At 67.4% G+C, this 20,650-nt stretch carries 25 protein-coding genes; 10 read left to right on the top strand and 15 right to left on the bottom strand.

The features are described 5' to 3' along the window. Nucleotides 1-35: 35 nt before the first annotated feature. The 3 genes from AC731_RS03880 to AC731_RS03870 all read right to left on the bottom strand — a co-directional run bounded on the left by AC731_RS03880 (nt 36) and on the right by AC731_RS03870 (nt 3,446). Entirely contained in the window at nt 36-1,265 is a 1,230-nt protein-coding gene (locus tag AC731_RS03880) for an argininosuccinate synthase (RefSeq protein ID WP_048709373.1), read from the bottom strand. 71 nt (nt 1,266-1,336) lie between these two features. Then, entirely contained in the window at nt 1,337-2,260 is a 924-nt protein-coding gene (gene argF / locus AC731_RS03875) for an ornithine carbamoyltransferase (RefSeq protein WP_004251984.1), read from the bottom strand. Between the two features lie 10 nt (nt 2,261-2,270). Beyond that, nucleotides 2,271-3,446, bottom strand: a complete 1,176-nt coding sequence (locus AC731_RS03870) for an aspartate aminotransferase family protein (RefSeq protein WP_038010513.1) — start codon at nt 3,444-3,446, stop codon at nt 2,271-2,273. A gap of 234 nt (nt 3,447-3,680) precedes the next feature. On the opposite strand from AC731_RS03870, the gene AC731_RS03865 reads away from it, so the two are divergent. Further along, nucleotides 3,681-3,971, top strand: coding sequence for a DUF3579 domain-containing protein (locus AC731_RS03865; protein WP_004251989.1), 291 nt, complete (start codon nt 3,681-3,683; stop codon nt 3,969-3,971). Between the two features lie 121 nt (nt 3,972-4,092). On the opposite strand, the gene rpsT is transcribed toward AC731_RS03865, so the two are convergent. After that, nucleotides 4,093-4,359, bottom strand: a complete 267-nt coding sequence (rpsT, locus tag AC731_RS03860) for a 30S ribosomal protein S20 (protein ID WP_004335008.1) — start codon at nt 4,357-4,359, stop codon at nt 4,093-4,095. Between the two features lie 177 nt (nt 4,360-4,536). Between rpsT and murJ the strand changes: the two genes are divergently transcribed. The 3 genes from murJ to AC731_RS03845 are packed head-to-tail and all read left to right on the top strand — an operon-like array spanning nt 4,537 to nt 7,847. Beyond that, nucleotides 4,537-6,072, top strand: coding sequence for a murein biosynthesis integral membrane protein MurJ (murJ, locus tag AC731_RS03855; protein ID WP_048709370.1), 1,536 nt, complete (start codon nt 4,537-4,539; stop codon nt 6,070-6,072). Between the two features lie 31 nt (nt 6,073-6,103). Continuing rightward, nucleotides 6,104-7,024 (top strand): histone deacetylase family protein, encoded by a 921-nt coding sequence (locus AC731_RS03850; protein WP_048709368.1) that lies wholly within the window; start codon nt 6,104-6,106, stop codon nt 7,022-7,024. A 4-nt stretch (nt 7,025-7,028) separates the two neighbouring features. Continuing rightward, on the top strand, nt 7,029-7,847 hold the full coding sequence (locus tag AC731_RS03845) for a DUF429 domain-containing protein (protein ID WP_048709366.1): 819 nt from the start codon (nt 7,029-7,031) through the stop codon (nt 7,845-7,847). Nucleotides 7,848-7,893: 46 nt separating this feature from the next. Here the strand turns inward: AC731_RS03845 and AC731_RS03840 are convergent, their stop codons facing one another. Next, nucleotides 7,894-8,235, bottom strand: coding sequence for a zinc ribbon domain-containing protein YjdM (locus tag AC731_RS03840; protein ID WP_048709364.1), 342 nt, complete (start codon nt 8,233-8,235; stop codon nt 7,894-7,896). A gap of 87 nt (nt 8,236-8,322) precedes the next feature. Between AC731_RS03840 and dbpA the strand changes: the two genes are divergently transcribed. Next, entirely contained in the window at nt 8,323-9,777 is a 1,455-nt protein-coding gene (dbpA, locus tag AC731_RS03835; protein ID WP_048709362.1) for an ATP-dependent RNA helicase DbpA, read from the top strand. 15 nt (nt 9,778-9,792) lie between these two features. Here the strand turns inward: dbpA and AC731_RS03830 are convergent, their stop codons facing one another. Genes AC731_RS03830 through mltG form a run of 6 tightly spaced genes read right to left on the bottom strand, consistent with a single transcriptional unit; the run spans nt 9,793 to nt 14,412 of the window. After that, nucleotides 9,793-10,512 (bottom strand): ankyrin repeat domain-containing protein, encoded by a 720-nt coding sequence (locus AC731_RS03830; RefSeq protein WP_004252004.1) that lies wholly within the window; start codon nt 10,510-10,512, stop codon nt 9,793-9,795. After that, the gene (locus tag AC731_RS03825) at nt 10,493-11,269 is read right to left on the bottom strand and encodes a TatD family hydrolase (RefSeq protein WP_048709360.1); all 777 of its coding nucleotides are present in this window, start codon (nt 11,267-11,269) and stop codon (nt 10,493-10,495) included. The genes AC731_RS03830 and AC731_RS03825 overlap by 20 nt, the downstream gene beginning before the upstream one ends. Before the next feature lie 56 nt (nt 11,270-11,325). Next, entirely contained in the window at nt 11,326-11,691 is a 366-nt protein-coding gene (locus AC731_RS03820; protein ID WP_004252011.1) for a PilZ domain-containing protein, read from the bottom strand. Then, complete coding sequence (gene holB, locus AC731_RS03815) at nt 11,688-12,746, bottom strand: DNA polymerase III subunit delta' (RefSeq protein WP_048709357.1); 1,059 nt, start codon at nt 12,744-12,746, stop codon at nt 11,688-11,690. The genes AC731_RS03820 and holB overlap by 4 nt, the downstream gene beginning before the upstream one ends. Further along, nucleotides 12,743-13,396 carry a dTMP kinase gene (gene tmk, locus AC731_RS03810; protein WP_048710595.1) on the bottom strand — a complete coding sequence of 218 codons (654 nt, stop codon included), beginning with the start codon at nt 13,394-13,396 and terminating at the stop codon, nt 12,743-12,745. Before tmk ends, holB begins: the two co-directional genes overlap by 4 nt. 11 nt (nt 13,397-13,407) lie before the next feature. Continuing rightward, complete coding sequence (mltG, locus tag AC731_RS03805; protein ID WP_048709356.1) at nt 13,408-14,412, bottom strand: endolytic transglycosylase MltG; 1,005 nt, start codon at nt 14,410-14,412, stop codon at nt 13,408-13,410. Between the two features lie 190 nt (nt 14,413-14,602). Between mltG and ygfZ the strand changes: the two genes are divergently transcribed. From ygfZ to AC731_RS03790, 3 genes are read left to right on the top strand one after another with little or no spacing between them, the layout of a single operon-like run. Beyond that, a complete protein-coding gene (gene ygfZ, locus AC731_RS03800; protein WP_048709354.1) occupies nt 14,603-15,634 on the top strand; it encodes a CAF17-like 4Fe-4S cluster assembly/insertion protein YgfZ in 1,032 nt (343 codons plus the stop codon). 42 nt (nt 15,635-15,676) lie between these two features. Then, nucleotides 15,677-15,967 carry a DUF4936 family protein gene (locus AC731_RS03795; RefSeq protein ID WP_237266599.1) on the top strand — a complete coding sequence of 97 codons (291 nt, stop codon included), beginning with the start codon at nt 15,677-15,679 and terminating at the stop codon, nt 15,965-15,967. Between the two features lie 3 nt (nt 15,968-15,970). Further along, complete coding sequence (locus AC731_RS03790; RefSeq protein ID WP_048709350.1) at nt 15,971-16,741, top strand: NRDE family protein; 771 nt, start codon at nt 15,971-15,973, stop codon at nt 16,739-16,741. Nucleotides 16,742-16,753: 12 nt separating this feature from the next. Here AC731_RS03790 and AC731_RS03785 read toward each other — a convergent pair whose 3' ends face one another. The 4 genes from AC731_RS03785 to tadA are packed head-to-tail and all read right to left on the bottom strand — an operon-like array spanning nt 16,754 to nt 18,926. After that, on the bottom strand, nt 16,754-17,530 hold the full coding sequence (locus AC731_RS03785; protein WP_048709348.1) for a spermine/spermidine synthase domain-containing protein: 777 nt from the start codon (nt 17,528-17,530) through the stop codon (nt 16,754-16,756). Continuing rightward, entirely contained in the window at nt 17,527-17,985 is a 459-nt protein-coding gene (locus tag AC731_RS03780) for a GNAT family N-acetyltransferase (RefSeq protein WP_048709346.1), read from the bottom strand. Before AC731_RS03780 ends, AC731_RS03785 begins: the two co-directional genes overlap by 4 nt. Then, nucleotides 17,982-18,461, bottom strand: a complete 480-nt coding sequence (locus AC731_RS03775; protein WP_048709345.1) for a L,D-transpeptidase — start codon at nt 18,459-18,461, stop codon at nt 17,982-17,984. Before AC731_RS03775 ends, AC731_RS03780 begins: the two co-directional genes overlap by 4 nt. Next, nucleotides 18,462-18,926 carry a tRNA adenosine(34) deaminase TadA gene (gene tadA, locus AC731_RS03770; RefSeq protein WP_048710590.1) on the bottom strand — a complete coding sequence of 155 codons (465 nt, stop codon included), beginning with the start codon at nt 18,924-18,926 and terminating at the stop codon, nt 18,462-18,464. A 160-nt stretch (nt 18,927-19,086) separates the two neighbouring features. Here tadA and xpt point away from each other — a divergent pair, with 160 nt between their 5' ends. After that, entirely contained in the window at nt 19,087-19,695 is a 609-nt protein-coding gene (xpt, locus tag AC731_RS03765) for a xanthine phosphoribosyltransferase (protein ID WP_048709343.1), read from the top strand. An 85-nt stretch (nt 19,696-19,780) separates the two neighbouring features. Beyond that, complete coding sequence (locus AC731_RS03760; protein ID WP_048709341.1) at nt 19,781-20,644, top strand: HDOD domain-containing protein; 864 nt, start codon at nt 19,781-19,783, stop codon at nt 20,642-20,644. Nucleotides 20,645-20,650: the final 6 nt, after the last annotated feature.

Here is a 20,650-nt window from a genome sequence, read left to right as displayed (position 1 = left end):
GGTTTCCAAAGAGCTTTGCGACTTGAGCCGCTTCCTTAGTCGCGCTTCGCCCTGGCGTTGGCCGCGATGCGCATGCGCAGGGCGTTGAGGCGGATGAAGCCGTGCGCGTCCTTCTGGTTGTAGGCGCCCTGGTCGTCCTCGAAGGTGGCGATCGTCGGGTCGAACAGCGAATCGGTCTTCGAGTCGCGCCCGGTGACGATGACGTTGCCCTTGTAGAGCTTGAGGCGCACCCAGCCATTGACGCTCTGCTGGGTGTTGTCGATCAGCGCCTGGATGGCCTGGCGCTCGGGGCTCCACCAGTAGCCGTTGTAGATCATGCTGGCGTAGCGCGGCATGAGGTCGTCCTTGAGATGGGCGACTTCGCGGTCAAGCGTGATCGACTCGATGGCACGGTGGGCGCGCAGCAGGATGGTACCGCCCGGGGTCTCGTAGCAACCGCGGCTCTTCATGCCGACGTAGCGGTTCTCGACCAGATCAAGGCGACCGATGCCGTGCTTGCCACCCAGCTCGTTGAGCTTGGCGAGCAGTTCGTGCGCCTTCATGCGGGTGCCGTTGATGGCGACCAGGTCGCCCTTCTCGAACTCGAGATCGACGTACTCGGCGGCGTCCGGCGCCGCTTCGGGCGACACCGTCCAGCGCCACATCGACTCTTCGGCCTCGGCGGCGGGGTTCTCGAGGTGGCGACCCTCGAAGGAGATGTGCAGCAGATTGGCGTCCATCGAATAGGGCGAGCCGCCCTGCTTGTGCTTCATCTCGATGGGGATGCCGTGCTTCTCGGCGTAGGCCAGCAGCTTCTCGCGCGACAGCAGGTCCCACTCGCGCCACGGGGCGATGACCTTCACGCCGGGCATCAGCGCGTAGTAGCCGAGCTCGAAGCGGACCTGGTCGTTGCCCTTGCCGGTGGCGCCGTGCGACACGGCGTCAGCGCCAGTAGCGCGCGCGATGTCGATCTGGCGCTTGGCGATCAGCGGACGCGCAATCGAGGTGCCGAGCAGGTACTCGCCCTCGTAGATGGTGTTGGCGCGGAACATCGGGAAGACGAAGTCGCGCACGAACTCCTCGCGCAGGTCGTCGATGAAGATGTTCTCGGGCTTGATACCGAACTTGAGCGCCTTGGTGCGCGCGGGCTCGAGCTCTTCGCCCTGCCCGAGGTCGGCGGTGAAGGTGACCACTTCGCACTGGTAAGTGTCCTGCAGCCACTTCAGGATGACCGAAGTGTCCAGCCCGCCGGAGTAGGCGAGCACTACTTTCTTGACGTCGCTCATGCTGTTTTCCTGTTTTCTGCTGTGTTGCCGGCGCGCACGCCCGTGCGCACCGTAAATGTCGCCGGACCGGATCAGACCTTGATCTGCCCGAGCATCAGGTATTCCATCAGGGCCTTCTGTGCGTGGAGGCGATTCTCGGCCTCGTCCCACACCACCGACTGCGGTCCATCCATGACTTCGGCGGTCACTTCCTCGCCGCGGTGCGCAGGCAGGCAGTGCATGAAGACCGCGTCCTTGTTGGCCACCGACATCATCTCGGCATCCACGCACCAGTCGGCGAAAGCCTTCATGCGCGCCTCGTTCTCGGCCTCGAAACCCATCGAGGTCCACACGTCCGTGGTCACCAGATCGGCGCCGCGGCAGGCATCCATCGGGTCGGCGAACTGCTCGAAGTGGCCGGTGCCGTAAAGCCCTGCGCGCTCGGGTTCGACCTCGTAGCCCGGCGGGGTCGATACGTGGACGTTGAAGTCCAGCACTTCGGCCGCCTGCAGCCAGGTGTTGCACATGTTGTTGCTGTCACCGACCCAGGCCACCGTCTTGCCCTGGATCGAGCCACGATGCTCGATGAAGGTGAAGATGTCGGCCAGGATCTGGCACGGATGGTATTCGTTGGTCAGGCCGTTGATGACCGGCACACGCGAATTGGCGGCAAAGCGCTCGACGATGTCCTGCTCGAAGGTGCGGATCATCACCAGGTCGCTCATGCGCGAGATCACCTGCCCCGCATCCTCCACCGGTTCGCCACGCCCGAGCTGCGAATCGCGGGTGTTGAGGTAGATGGCCGAGCCGCCCAACTGGTGCATGCCTGCCTCGAAGGACAGGCGGGTTCGGGTGCTCGCCTTTTCGAAGATCATCACCAGCGTGCGGTCGAACAGCGGGTGGTAAGGCTCGTAGCGCTTGAACTTGTCCTTGATCCACTTCGCGCGCTCGAACACGTAGTCGTATTCCTCGCGCGTGAAGTCCTTGAACTGCAGGTAATGCTTGATGGAAGTCATAGGCAGATCCTTAGCCGTTCGCGAGGAAGTCGCGCACCATGGGCGCCAGCATGCCCACCAGGGTCCGTGCCTCCTCTGCGGTGAAGGTCAGTGCCGGCAGCAGGCGGATGACGCGGTCGGCCGTGACGCTGAGCAGCAGCCCCTGCTCGGCGGCACGTGCCATCAGCCCGCCGCAGGGACGATCGAGCTCGATGCCGATCATCAGGCCGCGCCCACGGATATCGACCACACCGGCAACGCCGGCGAGCGCCTCGGCCATGCCCTTGCGGATCTGGTCGCCGATTGCCAGCGCGTTGTCCATCAGCTTTTCGTCGACGATGGCGTCGAAGGTCGCAAGACCGGCAGCGCAAGCCAGCGGGTTGCCGCCGAAGGTGGAGCCGTGGTTGCCTGGCCCGAACAGTCCTGCGGCCTTGCCGGACGTCACGCAGGCGCCGATCGGCACGCCCGAGGCCAGCCCCTTGGCCAGCGTCATCACATCGGGCTTGGTGCCGGCGTGTTGCCAGCCGTACCACTTGCCGGTACGCCCCATGCCGCACTGCACCTCGTCGCACATCATCAGCCAGCCCTTGTCGTCGCACAGGGCCCGCAACTCGCGCTGGAAGGTCTCGTCGGCCACATTGACCCCGCCCTCGCCCTGGATCATCTCCAGCATCACCGCGACGACCGAGTGGTCGTGCTCGGCAATCTTGCGGATGGCGTCGATATCCTTGTACGGCACACGGATGAAGCCCTGCACCAGCGGTTCGAAGCCGGCCTGTGCCTTGCGGTTGCCGGTGGCCGACAGCGTCGCCATGGTGCGGCCGTGGAAGGCGCTCTCCATGACGATGATGTGCGGCAGTTCGATGCCCTTCTTGTGCCCGTACATGCGCGCGAGCTTGATCGCGGCCTCATTGGCTTCGCAGCCCGAGTTGCAGAAGAACACCTCGTCCATGCCGGAGGTCTCGGCGATGCGGTCGGAGAGCTGTTCCTGCAGCGGAATGCGGTAAAGATTCGAGGTGTGAATGAGCTTGCCAGCCTGATCGGCAATCGCCTTGACCAGCCGCGGATGGTTGTGGCCGAGGGTATTGACGGCAATACCGGACAGAGCGTCGAGATAGCGCTTGCCGGTCTCGTCGTACATCCAGACACCTTCGCCATGCGTGAACGCGATGGGCAGCCGGGCGTAGGTGTTCATGACATGGGACATGCTGTACCTCGATCGAAACGACGCTGTAAACGTGCACGGCGGCCGTCGCCGCCGTGCTCAAATGAGTGGGGATCTTAAGCCAAAATCGCCGGTCCTGTACAGGCGACCGACCCGCAGCGAAGTCTTGTACATGACCTTCAGCAGGCCCGATTTCTGCTAGAATGCGCCCCGCTTTGGGCGCCGCCCGCTGGCCTGCGCGCACTGAGCACCTCCTCGGCAGCCAGGGCGCAAGAAATGACTCAGAAGATCGAAAATTTCATCATCGTCGGCATCACCAATGACGGGAAGAAATTCCGCCCAAGCGACTGGGCCGATCGCCTTTGCGGCATCATGTCGGCCTTCGGCGCCGACCATCGCATGATGTATTCACCCTATGTGCGCCCCGGCTGCACGCTCAAGGGCGACAAGACCGTCCTGGTCGACGCCCGGCTCTACGACATCGAGCCGATGGCCTACAAGTTCATGATCAACTTCGCGAAGGACAACGACCTCCAGATCGACTGGATGGGTGACGCGCCGCTCTGACGCAGCCACCTCGATTCAGCCAACCCAGCAAGACACACCACCGGCGCAGGCAGAAAAAAAGCGACCCGCAGGTCGCTTTTTCTTCGAGCGCAGCCTTGGCTGCGGCAAGGATCACGCAAGATCAGGCAGCCATCGCCTTGACGGCGGCCGACAGGCGGCTCTTGTGACGGGCAGCCTTGTTCTTGTGGATGATCTTCTTGTCGGCGATGCTGTCAATGGTGCTCATCGAGGTGCGAAAGACCGACTGAGCCGCCGCCTTGTCGCCACCCACGATGGCCTTGCGCACGGCCTTGATCGCGGTACGCAGGCGGGAACGAAGGCTGGCGTTGTGGGCGCGAGACTTGACTGCCTGGCGGGCGCGCTTGCGAGCTTGTGCCGAGTTGGCCATAGATGTGATTCCGTTATTGAATGGTTCTGGAAAGCCCGCGATTCTAACGACGCCGCGCAGCGAACGCAAGCACGATTTGCGACCCGGCGATAGTGTCTCGACTTACAGTGACCGTAGTGCCCGGCTATCATGCGAGCCTTGCCGCCAACGGCCCACCTCATCCTTCCCGTACACCGCATGAACCTGCTGCGCGCCCTCGCCACCGTGAGCGGCATGACCCTGCTGTCCCGCATCCTCGGCTTCGTGCGCGACTTCGTCATCGCCCGCGCCTTCGGCGCCGGCATGGCGACCGACGCCTTCTTCGTTGCCTTCCGCCTGCCGAACCTGCTGCGCCGCATGTTCGCCGAAGGCGCATTTTCCCAGGCTTTCGTCCCGATCCTGGCCGAGTACAAGAACAAGCAGGGGCCGGACGCCACCCACACCCTGATCAACCGCGTCGCCACCCTGCTCGGGCTCGTCGTCGCCGTCGTGGCGGCCCTCGGTGCGCTCGCCGCGCCGCTGATCATCTATGTCTCGGCGCCCGGCTTCTCGGGCGACCCTGGCAAGTTCGAACTCACCGTCGAACTCACGCGCATCACCTTCCCCTACATCTTCTTCATGTCCCTTGTCGCACTGGCGGGCGGGGTACTCAACACCTGGAGCCGCTTCGCGATTCCAGCCTTCACGCCAGTGCTGCTGAACCTGGCCTTCATCGGCATGGCGCTGTTCGCCGTGCCCTACTTCGATCCGCCGGTGCTGGCGCTGGCCTGGGCGGTCTTCCTCGGCGGCCTGCTGCAGCTGCTGCTCCAGGTCCGCCCGCTGTGGAAGATCGGCATGCTGCCGCGTTTCGACCTCAACCTGTCGGACCCGGGCGTGCGCCGCGTGATGAAGCTGATGGCGCCGGCCGTCCTTGGCGTGTCAGTCAGCCAGATCTCGCTGCTGATCAACACGATCTTCGCGTCCTTCCTCGAGAGCGGCAGCGTGTCCTGGCTTTACTACGCCGACCGGCTGATGGAATTCCCCGCTGGCCTGCTCGGCGTCGCGCTCGGCACGATCCTGCTGCCCAGCCTGTCGAAGCTCCATGCCGACGACAAGGCACAGGAGTTTTCCTCGCTGCTCGACTGGGGCCTGCGCCTGACGCTGATGCTGACGCTGCCCGCGGCGCTCGGCCTCGCGCTGCTGGCCGTGCCCCTGGTGGCGACGCTGTTCAACTACGGCGCCTTCGGTGCCGACGACGTCATGCACACGCGCAGCGCGCTGATCGCCTACAGCGTCGGCCTCACGGGCCTGATCCTGGTGAAAGTGCTGGCGCCCGGCTTCTATGCCCGCCAGGACATCCGCACGCCGGTGAAGATCGCCCTCATCACACTCGCCGCGACGCAGCTGATGAACCTCGCCTTCGTGGTGCCGCTGCGCCACGCAGGACTGGCGCTGGCGATCGGCCTGGCCTCGTGTCTCAACGCGGCACTGCTGTATCGCGGTCTGCGCCGGCGCGAGGTGTATGTGCCGCGAGCCGGCTGGATTGCGTTTGCGCTGAAGCTGCTGGCAGCGCTCGCGGTCATGGGCTGCGTGCTGTGGTTCGGCGCCGGGCCGGACCGGCTGTGGGTCGAGATCGGCGGGCTCGAACGCGGCCTGCGCCTCGCCGCCGTGGTCGGTGGCGGCGCGCTCGCCTACTTCGCCACGCTGTTCGCGCTGGGTTTCCGTCTGCGCGATTTCCGCCGTCGGGGCGCCTGAGCGGCACGCACCCGGACCCCGCATCCCCACCATGAAGCTCTACTACGCCGACCACTTCGTCTTGCCGCTGCCCGAAGGCCACCGCTTTCCGATGGAAAAGTACGCCCGCCTGCGCAGTCGCCTGCTCGCCAGCGGCGCATTCGCCGAAGCGGATTTCTGCGTACCCGATGCGGCGAGCGACGACGCCATCCTGCGCGCGCATGACCCCGCCTATCTGCAGCGGGTCGCCCGCGGCACGCTCGACGCCGCCGAAGTTCGGCGCATCGGCTTTCCATGGTCGCCCGCCATGGTGGAGCGCTCGCGCCGCTCGGCCGGCGCCACCCTCGCAGCCTGTCGCAGTGCCCTCGCACGCGACGGCGGCACGGCCTGCGCAGTGAACCTGGCCGGCGGCACGCATCACGCCCATCGCGATTTCGGCTCCGGATTCTGCGTCTTCAACGATGCGGCGATCGCCGCGCTGGCCATGCGCGCCGAACACCGCGTGCGCCGGGTGGCCATCGTCGATTGCGACGTGCATCAGGGTGACGGCACCGCGGCCATCCTCGCCGACGAGCCCGAAGTCTTCACCTGCAGCCTGCACGGCGCCAAGAACTTCCCCTTCCGCAAGCAGACGAGCGACCTCGACATCGAGCTACCCGACGAGACCGGCGACGCCGCCTATCTGACGGCACTGGACGCAGCCCTGCAGAGCGTCTTCGAGCGCGCGCAGCCCGAGCTGGTGATCTATCTCGCCGGCGCCGACCCCTATGCCGGCGACCGCCTCGGACGCCTCGCGCTCAGCATCGACGGCCTGCGCCTGCGCGACGAGCGCGTGCTGGCCGCCTGTCGCGACGCCGGCGTGCCGGTCGCGATCGCCATGGCGGGCGGCTATGCGGAGCCGATCGACGACACCGTGACGATCCACGTCAACACCGTCACGACGGCAGCCCGTCTGCTGCGCGACGGTGCCTGAACCGATGGCAGCCGCGCTGACGCTGATCGGCGTCGACTTCACTTCCGCGCCGCGTCCGGCCAAGCCGATCACCGCCGCGTTCGGGAGGCTCGAAGGAGACACCGTCGTCCTCGAGCGGGTGGAGAAGCTGGTTGACTGGCCCGCCTTCGAGTCCCTGCTGATGCGTTCCGGTCCATGGCTGGGCGCCTTCGACTTTCCCTTCGGCCTGCCCCGCGAGGCAGTCGTCGACCTGGGCTGGCCGACGACCTGGCCCGAGCTGGTCCGATACTGCGCCCACCTGGGAAAGACGGCCTTCCGTGCCGCGCTGGACGCTTATCGTGAAACGCGCCCGATCGGCAAGCGCTACGCCCACCGCGCCACCGACCTGCCGGCGCGCTCGCACAGCCCGCTGAAGCTGGTCAACCCGCCGGTGGGGCTGATGTTCCTGGAAGGCGTGCCGCGCCTGCTGGCCGCGGGACTGTCCGTACCCGGCGTGCATGCGGCGGACGCGCATCGACTCGCGGTGGAGGCCTACCCCGGCCTGCTCGCACGCAGCATCACAGCCGAATCGTACAAGAGCGACGACAAGCACAAGCAGACGCCCGAACGGCGCACCGCCCGCACGCGGATCGTGGACGCCATTGGCGCCGGCCACGGCATCGCAGGCATTGCGCTGCACGCCACACAGGCACAGCAGACCGCATTGATCGAGGACGCCAGCGGCGACAGCCTGGACGCGGTCCTCGCACTGCTGCAGGCCGCCGCCTGCGCCCGCGCAGGCGCACCGCACTACGGATTGCCACCAGACCTGGACCCGCTCGAAGGCTGGATCGCCGGCGCCTGACCCTTCCGCCGCCCGCCACTGCCTGTGCCGGGCGACGGAACGCACGTCACAGCTTCTTCACGAACTCCGACTTCAGCTTCATCGCGCCGATGCCGTCGATCTTGCAGTCGATATCGTGATCACCCTCCACCAGGCGGATGTTCTTGACCTTGGTGCCGACCTTGACCACCAGCGACGAGCCCTTGACCTTCAGGTCCTTGATCACGGTGACGCTATCGCCATCCTGCAGCACGTTGCCGTTGGCGTCCTTGAACACCTTCTGCGCCTCGCCCGCGTCCTCGACGCCGGCCTGCGGCCATTCGTGGGCGCATTCGGGACAGACGTAATTGGCGCCGTCCTCGTAGGTATATTCCGAACCGCATGCGGGACATTTGGGCAGACTGCTCATCCTGTTTCCTTGTCGTTATGTGATGCGCCCGGGCATGTCGCCAGAAAAGTCGCGGCGTGCGCCGTCCCAGGCCTGATAATTGCGCGCATGACCGACATTATCCCCCCTGACGGCCCCAGCGCCGAACACGCCGTCCCACTCGCCACCACGCCCGCTGCCTCGGCCCGGGGCTTCGACGCCCTGTCCTTGCCGCCTGCGATGCTGGCCAACCTCCAGCAACTGGGCTATCTGTCGATGACGTCGATCCAGGCCGCAGCGCTGCCGCCGGCGCTGGATGGCCGCGACCTCATCGCCCAGGCCAAGACCGGCAGCGGCAAGACGGTTGCCTTCGCCCTGCCCTTGCTCAACCGGCTCGATCCGCAACGGCTGGACGTGCAGGCCCTGGTGCTGTGCCCGACGCGCGAGCTGGCCGACCAGGTCACGCAGGAGATCCGCCGTCTCGCCCGCTTCGCCGACAACATCAAGGTGCTGTCGCTATGCGGCGGCACGCCCATGCGCCCGCAGCGCGAAAGCCTGGCGCACGGCGCGCATATCGCAGTCGGCACGCCGGGCCGCATCATGGACCATCTGGAGCGTGGCAGCCTGAAGCTCGAGGCGCTGAGCACCCTGGTGCTCGACGAGGCCGATCGCATGCTGGACATGGGCTTCCACGACGACATCGCGTGGATCGCCAGCCACTGCCCGGTTCGCCGCCAGACGCTTTTGTTCTCGGCCACCTTCCCCGCAGGCATCGCGGCGCTGGCACAGCGCTACCAGCGCGAACCGCTGCAGGTGAAGCTCGCCGAGCAGCACGCACCGGACAAGATCCGCCAGTACTTCTTCGAGATCGAACACGCGGCACGCCTGCAGGCCGTCGCCACCCTGTTGCGCCATTACCGGCCCGCCAGCACGCTGGCCTTCTGCAACACGCGCCAGCAATGCCGTGCGCTGGTCGAACTGCTGCGCGGCGAGGGCTTCCGTGCGCTGGCGCTGCATGGCGAGATGGATCAGCGCGAGCGCGACCAGGTGTTGATCCAGTTCGCCAACCGCAGCTGCTCGGTGCTGGTCGCCACGGATGTCGCCGCACGCGGGCTGGACATCGCACAACTCGAGACGGTGATCAACGTCGATGTCACGCCCGACCCCGAGGTTCACGTCCATCGCATCGGGCGCACCGGGCGGGGCGACGAGGCCGGACTCGCGCTCAGCCTGTGCAGCAACGCCGATCGACGCCGCGTGGCGACGATCGCCGAGGCCATGGGCTTCACGCCCGAATGGCAGGCGCTTGAAAACCTGGAGATCCCGAACTCGTCGCCGCTGCAGCCGCCGATGGCCACGCTTCTGATCCTGGGCGGACGCAAGGACAAGATCCGCCCCGGCGACGTGCTGGGCGCCCTTTCGGGCGAGGCAGGCCTGACTCGAGAGCAGGTGGGCAAGATCACCGTCACCGACCAGAACACCTACGCGGCCGTTGCGCGTGAGATCGCCAGCGATGCCGCCCGCCGGCTGGCTGCGGGCAAGCTCAAGGGGCGGACGGTGAAGGTCCGCGTGCTCGAAGGATGAACGGGGCCCCTTGCCCTACTCGATCGTGACCCTGATCGCCGGCGCCGGCAGGCCGCGACGCTTGCGCTCGGCCTGGATCAGTTCGGCGATGTCGGTGTTGCGGTTCTGCAGCGCCCAGGCGTCGGCCGACAGGCCTGCATCGTTGAGCACGTTGAGCTCGGTGCGCGGGTTCGCCAGCAGGCGACGCACGAAGCCGATGTGGCCGTTGCGCGCGGCCAGCATCAGGGGCGTCGCCTGGTTCGGGGCGGGCGCATTGACGTCTGCTCCGGCCGCAACCAGATCGTCGAGCAAGGCCTCACGCCCCTCGAACGCGGCATAGTGCAGCGGGGCCCAGCCTTCCTGATTGAGGGCTGCTCCCGCCTTGATGAGGAAACGGGCGGTGTCCTCATGGCCGCGCAGCACCGCCAGCATCAGCGCCGAGTCGCCCGCGGCGTTGCGGTAGTTGATCTTCGCGCGATACTGCAGCAGGGCCTGCACTGCGTCCGTGCGCCCGTCTCGCGCGGCCAGGATGAGCAAGGTGTTGCCGTTGGAATCGACGGTGTCAGGGTCGACGCCACGCTGCAGCAGGCTGGACAGCGCCCTCGCGTCGCCCGAGGTGGCCGCGCTCAGCGCATCGTCGTAGGCGCCGGCCAGCGCCGCACTCGACAGCAGGCTGCAGGCCGCGAGCGCGCCTGCTGCGAACAGGTTGCGCGCACGGACGCGCGGCGAACGGACTTCAGGCAGGTCTTTGTGCATGGCTGAACAGGCGGAAAAAGTTGTCGGTGGTCGCCGCTGCGATGGTTTCCAGCGGCTCGTCGCGCAGGCGGGCAAGTTCCTCGGCCACATGCACCACCCAGCCCGGCTCATTGGTCTTGCCGCGGTGGGGTACGGGTGCGAGGTAGGGTGAATCGGTCTCGATCAGCAGGCGGTCGAGCGGCACGCGCCTTGCGACCTCCTTCAGGTCCTTCGCGTTGCGGAAGGTCACGATGCCTGAGAAAGAAATGTAGAAGCCGAGTTCCAGCGCACCGGCCGCCACGTCCCAGCTCTCGGTGAAGCAGTGCATCACGCCGCCGGCCTCGCCCGCATTCTCCTCGCGCATCAAGCGCAAGGTGTCGTCAGCCGCACTGCGCGTGTGGATGATCAGCGGCTTGCCGGTCTCGCGTGCCGCGCGGATGTGGGTGCGAAAGCGCGCACGCTGCCACTCGGGGGCATCCTTCTGCCAGTAGTAGTCGAGCCCGGTCTCGCCGATCGCCACCACCTTCAGGTGATCGGCGAGCGCCACGAGGCGCGCCACGTCGGGCTCGTCGCAGTCGGCGTTGTCGGGATGGACGCCAACCGAGGCCCACAGCTGCGGATGGCGTTCGGCCAGGCCCAGCACACGCGGAAAGTCCTCGAGCTTGACGCTGATGCACAGCGCCGTGCCCACGTCGTTGGCGGCCATCGTGGCCAGCACCTCATCCTCGCGCGCGGCAAGATCGGGGAAATCGAGATGGCAGTGGGAATCTACGTACATCGGAGGTCTTCTGGAATGCCCCGGCGGCGCGATCGGCGCTCGCGACGGAGCGAAGCTTAAAGTGTATGCGTCGGACGGTTCGAACCAAGGTGGCCCGCGAGGATCTGCTCGATCCGCCCACGCAGGCCCTTGCCTGCCTCGTCGTCCGAGAACTGCACGCCCACCCCCGGCGTCTTGCCGCCCTGCGCGCCCGGCGGAGTGACCCAGACCACGCGGCCCGCCACCGGATGGCGGGTCGGATCGTCCATCAGTTGCAGCAGCATGAACACCTCGTCGCCCAGGTTATAGGTCTTGGGCGTGGGAACGAACAAGCCACCGTTGTTCAGGAAGGGCATGTAGGCCGCGTACAGTGCCGACTTGGAATTGATGTTCAGCGACAGCACGCCGGGGCGCGCCATCTGGGGCTTGGCTTGGGTACTCATCCTCGGACTCCGGCAATGGCGCGCGCGTAGCGCAACAGCATGTCTTCCAGCACCAGGCGCAGGTTCAATGGATGCCGGGACACCTTGCGGATCTGCGTGATTTCATTGTAACAGCCACTCACTGCGGCGACGCTGAGGCGGCTCGCGAGCGACGACAACAGACCTTCATGGTCGGGGAAGAAGCGCACGCTTCCGCCCAGCCTCAGGGTCGCCAGGTCACCGACCCAGCGCTGCATCCAGTCGGCGAGTTGCGGAAGGCCGAAGCCCGCCGCCAGCGCCTCCTTGGACTTCAACCAGGCTTCCCACTGACTCGCCAGGCGCAACGCATCCTTGGGCTGCAAGCCACCGATGTCGCGCACGAAGCGCTCGAGCAGCGCAGCGCTACCGTTCTGCGCCATGCGTTCCGCCGCCAATGGCATGCCGCCTGCAATCGCGAGCAGCGCCCGGGTGCCGGGCTCGGCGCCTGCCTTCCAGTGCGCCAGTGACTGTGCGTCCGGCCGCGAGAACGGCCACTGCTGGCAGCGACTGCGGATGGTCGGCAGCAGGCGCCGCGGCGCCGATGAGACGAGCAGAAAGACACAGCCCGCGGGCGGCTCTTCGAGCAGCTTCAGCAGGGCGTTGGCGGTGAACACGTTCATCGCCTCGGCCGGATCGAGCACCACCACGCGACGCGCGCCATGATGCCCGGTCACGCTCAGGGCCGATTGCAGCTCGCGGATCTGCTCGATCACGATCTGCTCGGACTTGGCCTTGCCGCCCTCCTTGCCTGCCCCCTCGCCGCCTTCGGCGTCACCGCCCTCGACCACCGCGTCAGCGGCCGGCACGACGTAGTGCAGATCGGGGTGGTTCCCCGAAAGACGCCACTGACAGGGCTCACACTGGCCGCAGGCGTGGCCGTCCGCACGGGGCGTGTCGCACAACAGACGCGCAGCGAGCGCCTCGGCCAGTTCGCGCTTGCCCAGGCCGGGCGGCCCGACGAACAGCAGCGCATGCGGCAGGCGTTCGCCGAGTTCGACGAGCCGCGTCCAGGCAGGCTGCATCCAGGGATGGATCATGCCGACAGGGCCTCGGCCACGATGCGCTCGATCTCGGTTCGGATCACCTCGGGCGGCCGGTTGGCATCGATCACGCGGATACGCTGCGGCGCCTGGCGGGCCCGTTCCAGATAGGCGCCACGCACCCGCTCGAAGAAATCGCGCTGCTCGCGCTCGAAACGGTCGGGATCGACGCCGGTGGACGCGACGCGGCCCGCGGCGATGTCGGGCGGCAGATCGAACAGCAAGGTCAGATCGGGCTGCAGGCCGGGATGGACCCAGGCCTCGAGCGCCTCGAACTTCTCGCGTGCGAGCCCGCGCCCCCCGACCTGGTAGGCGAAGGTGGCGTCGGAGAAGCGGTCGCACACCACCCAGCGTCCTGCAGCCAGAGCGGGTTCGATACGTGCCGCCAGATGCTCGCGACGCGCCGCGAACATCAGCATCGCCTCGGTCTCGAGATGCATCGGCTCGTGCAGCAGCAGTTCGCGCAGACGCTCGCCCAAGGGCGTACCGCCCGGTTCGCGGGACTGATCGACATCGATCCCGCGCGCGCGCAGCAACGCCACGACGGCCGCGATCTGGCTGCTCTTGCCCGCACCGTCGATGCCTTCGAAAGTGATGAAACAGCCGCGTGACCGGGTCTTGCCTGCCGCGGCCCCATGAGTCGGCATCAGGCTGTCGCTCAAGGCTTGCTCCCGTTGCGGATGTAGCGGTTGACCGCCTGGTTGTGTTCGTTGAGCGTGCGCGAGAACTGGCTGCTGCCATCGCCGCGCGCGACAAAATACAGGTACTCGCTCTGCTGCGGCTTGACCGCTGCGCGCAGGGCCTCGGGCCCCGGCATCGCAATCGGCGTCGGGGGCAAGCCGCCACGCGTATAGGTGTTCCAGGGGTGGTCGGTGTCGAGGTGCTTGCGCCGCAGGCGACCATCGAAATCGGCGCCGAGACCGTAGATGACGGTCGGATCCGTCTGCAGCGGCATGCCGATGCGCAATCGGTTGGCGAACACGGAGGCGACCAGCCCGCGATCCTCGGCACGCCCGGTCTCCTTCTCGACGATCGAGGCAAGGATCAGCGCCTGATAGGGCGACTGCAGCGGCAGCGCCGGATCGCGTTGCGCCCACGCCTGCGCCAGCCGCGACTGCATGGCGTGGTAGGCCCTGCGCAGCACGCCGGAGGCTTGCGAGCGCTTGTCGAACAGGTAGGTATCGGGAAAGAACAAGCCCTCGGGATGCGATTCGGCGGCGCCGATCCGCGCCAGGATCTCGGCGTCGCTCAACCCGGCCGTATCGGGCTCGATCTCGGGATGGCTCTCGAGCGCGCGGCGCACCTGCGCAAAGGTCCAGCCTTCCACCAGCAGCACCTCGGCCTGCGACACGTCGCCGTCGGACAGCTTGAGCACGATCTGCCACGGCGTGACGCCGCGGTGCACCTCGTAGCTACCGGCCTTGATCGAGGTGGCCCGCCCGGAGATGCGCGCCAGCCCGCTCAGCAGCGCGGGATTCACATCGACGCCGGCCGCGGCGATGACGTTGGCTGCCTGGCGCATGCCCAGCCCGCGCGACACGGTGAAGTCGACCACCTCGTCCTTCAGTTGCAGCGGTCGATGGGCGAGCACATACAGCGCGCCTGCCGCGAGGACGGCCAGGGCGAGCAGCAACAGGACGATGCGAAGCAGGAGACGTTTCATCGAAGGCCGGCGAAAACCATGGCGGCCGCGTGGGCGACCGCCGCATGGCGGGGCGCCTATAATACTGCAACACGCGACCGCCCCATCCCGCCATCCTCAACGCATGTGAGGGTGGCGCCGGACACCCGAGGGGGCGGGCGCGTTCAGCCTGTATTCCCTTCCCTACCCCACTGGACCGCATATTCCAACCATGACCGTCTGGACCGATCACCTCGCACACCTTGGCGCCACCCTGGCCGACAACGCACTGAGTTTCGCAGCCCCCGCCGACGAGGCGTGCGCGACGACCGACGCCACGATCGCCGTGCCCTTGCTGCATCTGGGCACGATCCGCTCGGTCGGTCCGGATTCGGCCGAGTTCCTGCACAACCTGGTCTCGAACGACGTCAAGAAACTCCCCGCCGACGGCGCCGCCTGGAACAGCTTCAACTCCCCCAAGGGCCGCATGATCGCCAGCTTCCTGATGTGGTCGGAAGCGGAAGGACACGCGATGATGGTGTCAGCCGACATCCTGCCGGCCTTCCTCAAGAAGTTCTCGATGTATGTCTTGCGCAGCAAGGTGAAGCTGTCCGACGCGAGCAGCGGCATCGCCCTGATCGGGGTCAGCGGGGCGAACGCTGCAGCGGCGCTGGGCGCCGCCGGCCTCGCCGTGCCGGCCGAGGCGATGAAGCAGACGGGCGGCGGAGACGCGCCGCGCTGTATCCGGCTCAACGACAGCAGTTTCGTCGTGGCGGTCGATACCGCAGCGGCACCGGCCCTGTTCGATGCGCTGCAGGCCGGTGGCGCAAGCCGCGCCGGCACGGCAGCCTGGCAGCTGGCGATGATCCGCGCCGGCTTGCCGCTCATCACCGCGCCCACCCAGGAAGAGTTCGTCGCGCAGATGCTCAACTACGAGCTGATCGGCGGCGTGAGCTTTCACAAGGGCTGCTACCCCGGGCAGGAGATCGTCGCCCGCACGCAGTACCTCGGCAAGCTGAAGAAGCGCATGTACCGCGTGGCGATTCCCGCGGGCAGCGCCGCGCAGGCGGGCACCGACCTGTACGCACCGGATTTCGGCGAGCAGTCGGCAGGCAAGCTGGTCAACGTCGCACCGGCTGCGGATGGCGGCTTCGAAGCGCTGGCGGTGCTGCAGACCAGCAGCGCCGAGGCCGGCGAAATTCACCTCGGCAGCGTCGATGGCCCCCGCCTCGCCCTGCTCGACCTGCCCTACGCACTGGGCTGATCAGCCCTTTCCCGACGGAGACCACACACGATGCGACAGGGCATGCTCACGCACGTCTATATCTATTACCGGGTTCGCCCGGAGCAGGATGTGGAGATCGCCCGCGCCAGTGTCGCGGCCATGCAGGCCGCCGCGGCCCGTCGCACGGGCGTGCAGGGCCGGCTGATGCAACGGGCGGACGACGCGACGACCTGGATGGAGGTCTACGAGGACGTCGGCGATCGCGCGGCCTTCATGGTCGTGCTCGAGGCGGAAGCTGTCGCGCACCGGCTTGCGGACCTCGTCGCCGAAGGCGCTGCCCGGCACGTCGAGCATTTCGTCGAGCAGCGCTGAACAATGTGCCTGATCGTCCTCGCCTGGCAGGCGCATGAAGCGTACCCGCTGATCGTCGCCGCAAACCGCGACGAATTCCTGAATCGACCGGCAGCGCCCGCGCACTGGTGGACCGACGCCGGCGACATCCTTGCCGGGCGCGACCTCGAGGCCGGCGGCACCTGGATGGGGCTGAGCCGCCACGGACGCTTCGCCGCGCTGACCAACTATCGCGACCCGAGCCGCCATGTTGCCGGCGCCCCCTCGCGCGGCGCGCTGGTGCGCATGGCCCTGGAGCACGACGCCGGTGCCGAGGCCACGCTGCAGCACCTGGCCAGCGACAGTGCGGCCTACGCCGCCTTCAACCTGCTGGTGGGCGACGGGCGCTCGCTCGGTGTCCTCGAGAGCACCACCGGCCGCGTGCGCATGCTCGAACCCGGTATCTACGGGCTGTCGAACCACCTGCTCGACACCCCCTGGCCCAAGCTGAAGAAGACGCGCGAAGGTCTGCACGCCTTGCTGCCGCGCTTGCCCGACGACGACGCGGTGCTGGCGCTGCTGCGCGATGGCACGCCCGCGCCCGATCCCCACCTGCCCGACACCGGCGTCAGCCTCGAATGGGAACGCTGGCTATCCCCCGCCTTCATCCGTGCCCCCGGTTACGGCACGCGCTGTTCGAGCCTGGTCATGACCGACCGCCACGGCCAGACCCGCCTGCACGAGTGGACCTGGGATGGTCACGGCGAACTGCGCAGCGAAGTCACCCACCAGTTCAAGGTCTCGCCCCCGGTCTGAGTCCGCGCCTGGTCAGGACTCGATGCGCGCTCCGCCGGCACGACGTCCCATCATGCGGTCGAGACGGCCGAGCACGCGCTGCGCGATGTCCGTCACGTCGAAGCTGTGCAACGCCGACAGCGCCGCGCTGCGTCCCAGCACTTGGCCGCGCGAAGGCGGAAACGACGGCCCGGATACCGCGAAGCTGATGCGGTTGTCGCCGTCTTCGGCACCGATCGCCAACACGCGCCCATCGAACGCCTCACGCAGCCGTGCGGCATACACGGCGTAGCGGCTGTCACCCGCCCAGTGATTGACCACCAGCACGCCACCGGGCGTCAGCGCACGACAGCAGTCGGCGTAGAAATCGGCGCTGCCCAGGCGCGGCGGCAAGCCGGCGGCGACGAAACCATCGACCAGCAGCACGTCCGGCGCATCCTCGCAGTCACGCACATAGTCGGCGCCGTCCGCGCACACCACACGAAAGCGGTCGTCGTCCGACGGAATGCCGAAGCGATCGCGCAGCGCGATCACCGCCGGATTGATCTCGACCGCGGTGAATCGCGTCTCCGGCAGCGTGCGCAGGCAGTACTTGGCCAGCGAGCCACCGCCGAGCCCCACCATGACGATGTGGCGCGGGTGCGGGTTGAACAGCAGGAAGCCCATCATCGCCCGGGTGTAGTCGAGCGCCAGCGCGTCGGGCTCGACGACCGACATCACGCTCTGCACGGTCAGGCCGTCGAACTGCAGCGAACGCAGCGGGCCCAGTTCGGCGACGAAGGGCTCGTCCCACCCCGGCGTGTCCGTCATGCGCCGCCGCCTGCCGGTCGCGCGCACGACCGCCGCATGGTCTGGTGCGGAATCCCCGCCTCCATGAAGACCTCGCCCTCTTCGACGAAGCCGTGTCGGCGATAGAAGGCCAGCGCCTGCACCTGGGCGTTGAGCACGACCTGTGGCAGGCCACGGCGGACAGCCTCGGTCGCCAGCGCCTCGAGCACGCGGCCGCCGATGCCACGCCCGCGCCACGCCGCGGCCACCGCCATGCGGCCGATATGCCCATCCGGCAGCAGACGCCCCGTGGCGACGACCTCGCCCCCTGCGCCGCTTGCCACCGCATGGCGGCTGAGCGGATCGAACTCGTCCAGCTCGATCTCCGCCGGCACGCCCTGCTCCACCACGAACACCTGCATGCGCAGCGGCATCACACGCGGCTGCGCCGCCGTCCAGTCGACGATCTCGATGCGGACGCCCTCTGCCATTGTCATTCGCGGATCTCCACTTTCGTTCCGGCCGGCACAAGATCGAACAGCTCGATGATCTCCCGGTTGCGCATGCGCACGCAGCCATGCGACAACGGCACGCCCATCGGCTGGTCGTCGCCCGTGCCGTGGATGTAGATGTAGCGCCGCATCGAATCGACGCGCCCCAGCCGGTTGCGCCCCGGCTCCTCGCCACACAGCCAAAGGATGCGGCTCAGGATCCAGTCGCGTCCCGGGTGCGCAGCGGCGAACTCGGGCGTCCAGCACTCCCCGGTCGGCCGGCGACCGCGGAACACGGCGCCGCTGGGCGCCCCCGCGCCGATCCGCGCGCGGATGCGGTGGCGGCCGCGCGGCGTGCGCTGGCTGCCGCTTTCCTCACCCGGGCCGTTGAGTGCGGTCGACACCGCGTAACGCCGAATGCAGGCGCCATCATCGCCAAAGAGTTCGAGGCTCTGGCGGCCAAGGTCGATGCAGATGCGCATTCAGGCCACCAGGGTCTTGCTGCGGCGCGCAGCGAAGAAGCTCGACAGCATGCGCCCGCACTCGTCGGCCAGCACACCGCCTTCGATCGCCGCATGGTGATTCAGCCGCGTCTCGGCAAAGAGGTCGAGCACGCTGCCGGCGACGCCGGTCTTGGGGTCGCGTGCGCCATAGACGACCCGGGCGATGCGTGCGTGCATGATGGCCCCGGAGCACATCGCGCAGGGCTCGAGCGTCACGTACAGCTCGCAACCGGGCAGCCGGTAGTTGCCCAGGCGCTCGCCGGCATCGCGCAAGGCCATGATCTCGGCGTGGGCGGTCGGGTCGTGGCGGCCGATCGGCTGGTTGAAGCCGCGGCCGACGATCTCGCCGTTGAGCACCACGATGGCGCCGACCGGCACCTCGTCGCAGGCGCCGGCCTGGAGCGCCTGCTCCATCGCAGCGCGCATGAAATCTTCGTCGTTCATCATCACACTCGTTTCCAGTCGGCGGAATTCTAGCCGACCCGCCCACCGCCCGCGCCGTTGCAGCGTGTTGTCGCAGCGGCGCGGGCCGGCGAGGACTGCGCTAGAATCCCGCCACCTGCCCCCGCCTCCAGGGGGTCGTTTCGTTTACGGACCCTAGTGCATGACTGCCGACCTCAATCTCCTCCGCCCCTACGGCCCCCTGGTGCGCCGCATCGAAGCCGAAGCCACGGTCATCGGCGACCAGATCCTGAAGATCGACCACTTCCTCAACCACCGCATCGAGCCGAGCTTCATCACCGAGATGGGACAGGAGCTCGCCAAGCGTCTCGCGGGCTTCGAGCCGACCGTGGTCCTCACCGCCGAGGCGAGCGGCATCGCCCCCGGGCTGGTGGTGGCGCAGGCGCTTAACGTGCCGCTGGTCTATGCGAAGAAGTACGCGCCGCAGGTCGAATCGCCCGCCATCGCGCGCGTGATTCCGTCGCCGACCAAGGGGGGCGAGACCAAGCTGGTGCTGTCGCAGCGCTACGTGATGCCCGCCGACCGCGTCGTGATCGTGGACGACTTCCTGTCGAACGGTCGCACCGCCGTCGCGCTGATCGAGATGGCGCGGGAGGCCGGTGCCGAGGTGCTGTGCGCGAGCTTCATCGTCGAGAAGCGTTTCAAGCAGGGCCATGCCTCCATCGAGGCGCTCGGCGTGCCGGTATGCACCTTGGCCCAGGTCGAGGCGCTGGAAAATGGGCACGCCGTCCTGACCCAGCCGCAGGACTGAGTCGGACCAGCCATCGGCCACGATCCGCCGCCGCCCGTGGCGGATCCCTTAAACTGCGCACAACACGCATCGGGGTAGCGAAGCAATGAGAGAGTTCGACGTTCAGATCGGCGCCTTCAGTGCCGAAATCGAGGAAGAGCTGAAATCCGGTAACCTCAGCTTTCCCACCGTCTTCGATCTGTCGCTGCGCATCAAGCAGATGGCCGACGATCCGAACGCCTCGACCGAAGACATGGCGAAGCTCGTGCGCGCCGAGCCGGTACTGAGCGCCAAGGTGCTGAAGATGGCCAACAGCCTGCTGCTCAACCCCTACCAGCGCGAGATCTCCAACGTCTCAACGGCGGTGTCGCGCATCGGCTCGTCGGCGCTGCGCTGCCTGGCCTACGCGGTGGCGGCCGACCAGCTCGCCCGCGACCAGCGCTCGCGCCAGATGCAGCTGGTGGCCTCGGGCCTGTGGATGCATTCGATTGACGTCGCATCGTGGGCCTATGCCTTTGCTCGTCACCTTGGGCGCGGCAACCCCGACACCGCGCTGCTGGCCGGGCTGATGACCCACCTGGGCCAGTTCTACCTGATGGCCATGGCCGCCCGGCACCCGGCCATCGAGAGCGACGTGCGCCTGTTCGCCCAGTTTGTCCTCAAATGGGAAACGGCGGTGCGTCAGGCCGTGCTCGAAGCCTTCGAACTGCCAGAGCAGATCATCGACGCCGTCAACGTCGATCTCGCCACGCCGATCACCTGGCCGCCACGCTCACTGGGCGACGTGCTGTTCCTCGCGATCCAGGCGGCCGAGACCCCCAACCCGTTCGCGGACATCCTCGGACTCGGCCGCCGTCCCGAACTGCTCGATGCGAGTCTCGGCGACGACGGACGGGCCGAGTTCGACGCGCTGCTCGCCGCGGCACGCGAAACCCGCCAGCAGATGCTCGCGGTCGTCACCAGCGCCTGAGCATTT

This window comes from Thauera humireducens (genome assembly GCF_001051995.2).
Taxonomy (GTDB): domain Bacteria; phylum Pseudomonadota; class Gammaproteobacteria; order Burkholderiales; family Rhodocyclaceae; genus Thauera; species Thauera humireducens.
The sequence above is the reverse complement of the archived record's forward strand: the minus strand, read 5'-3'. Positions and strand labels throughout refer to the sequence as shown.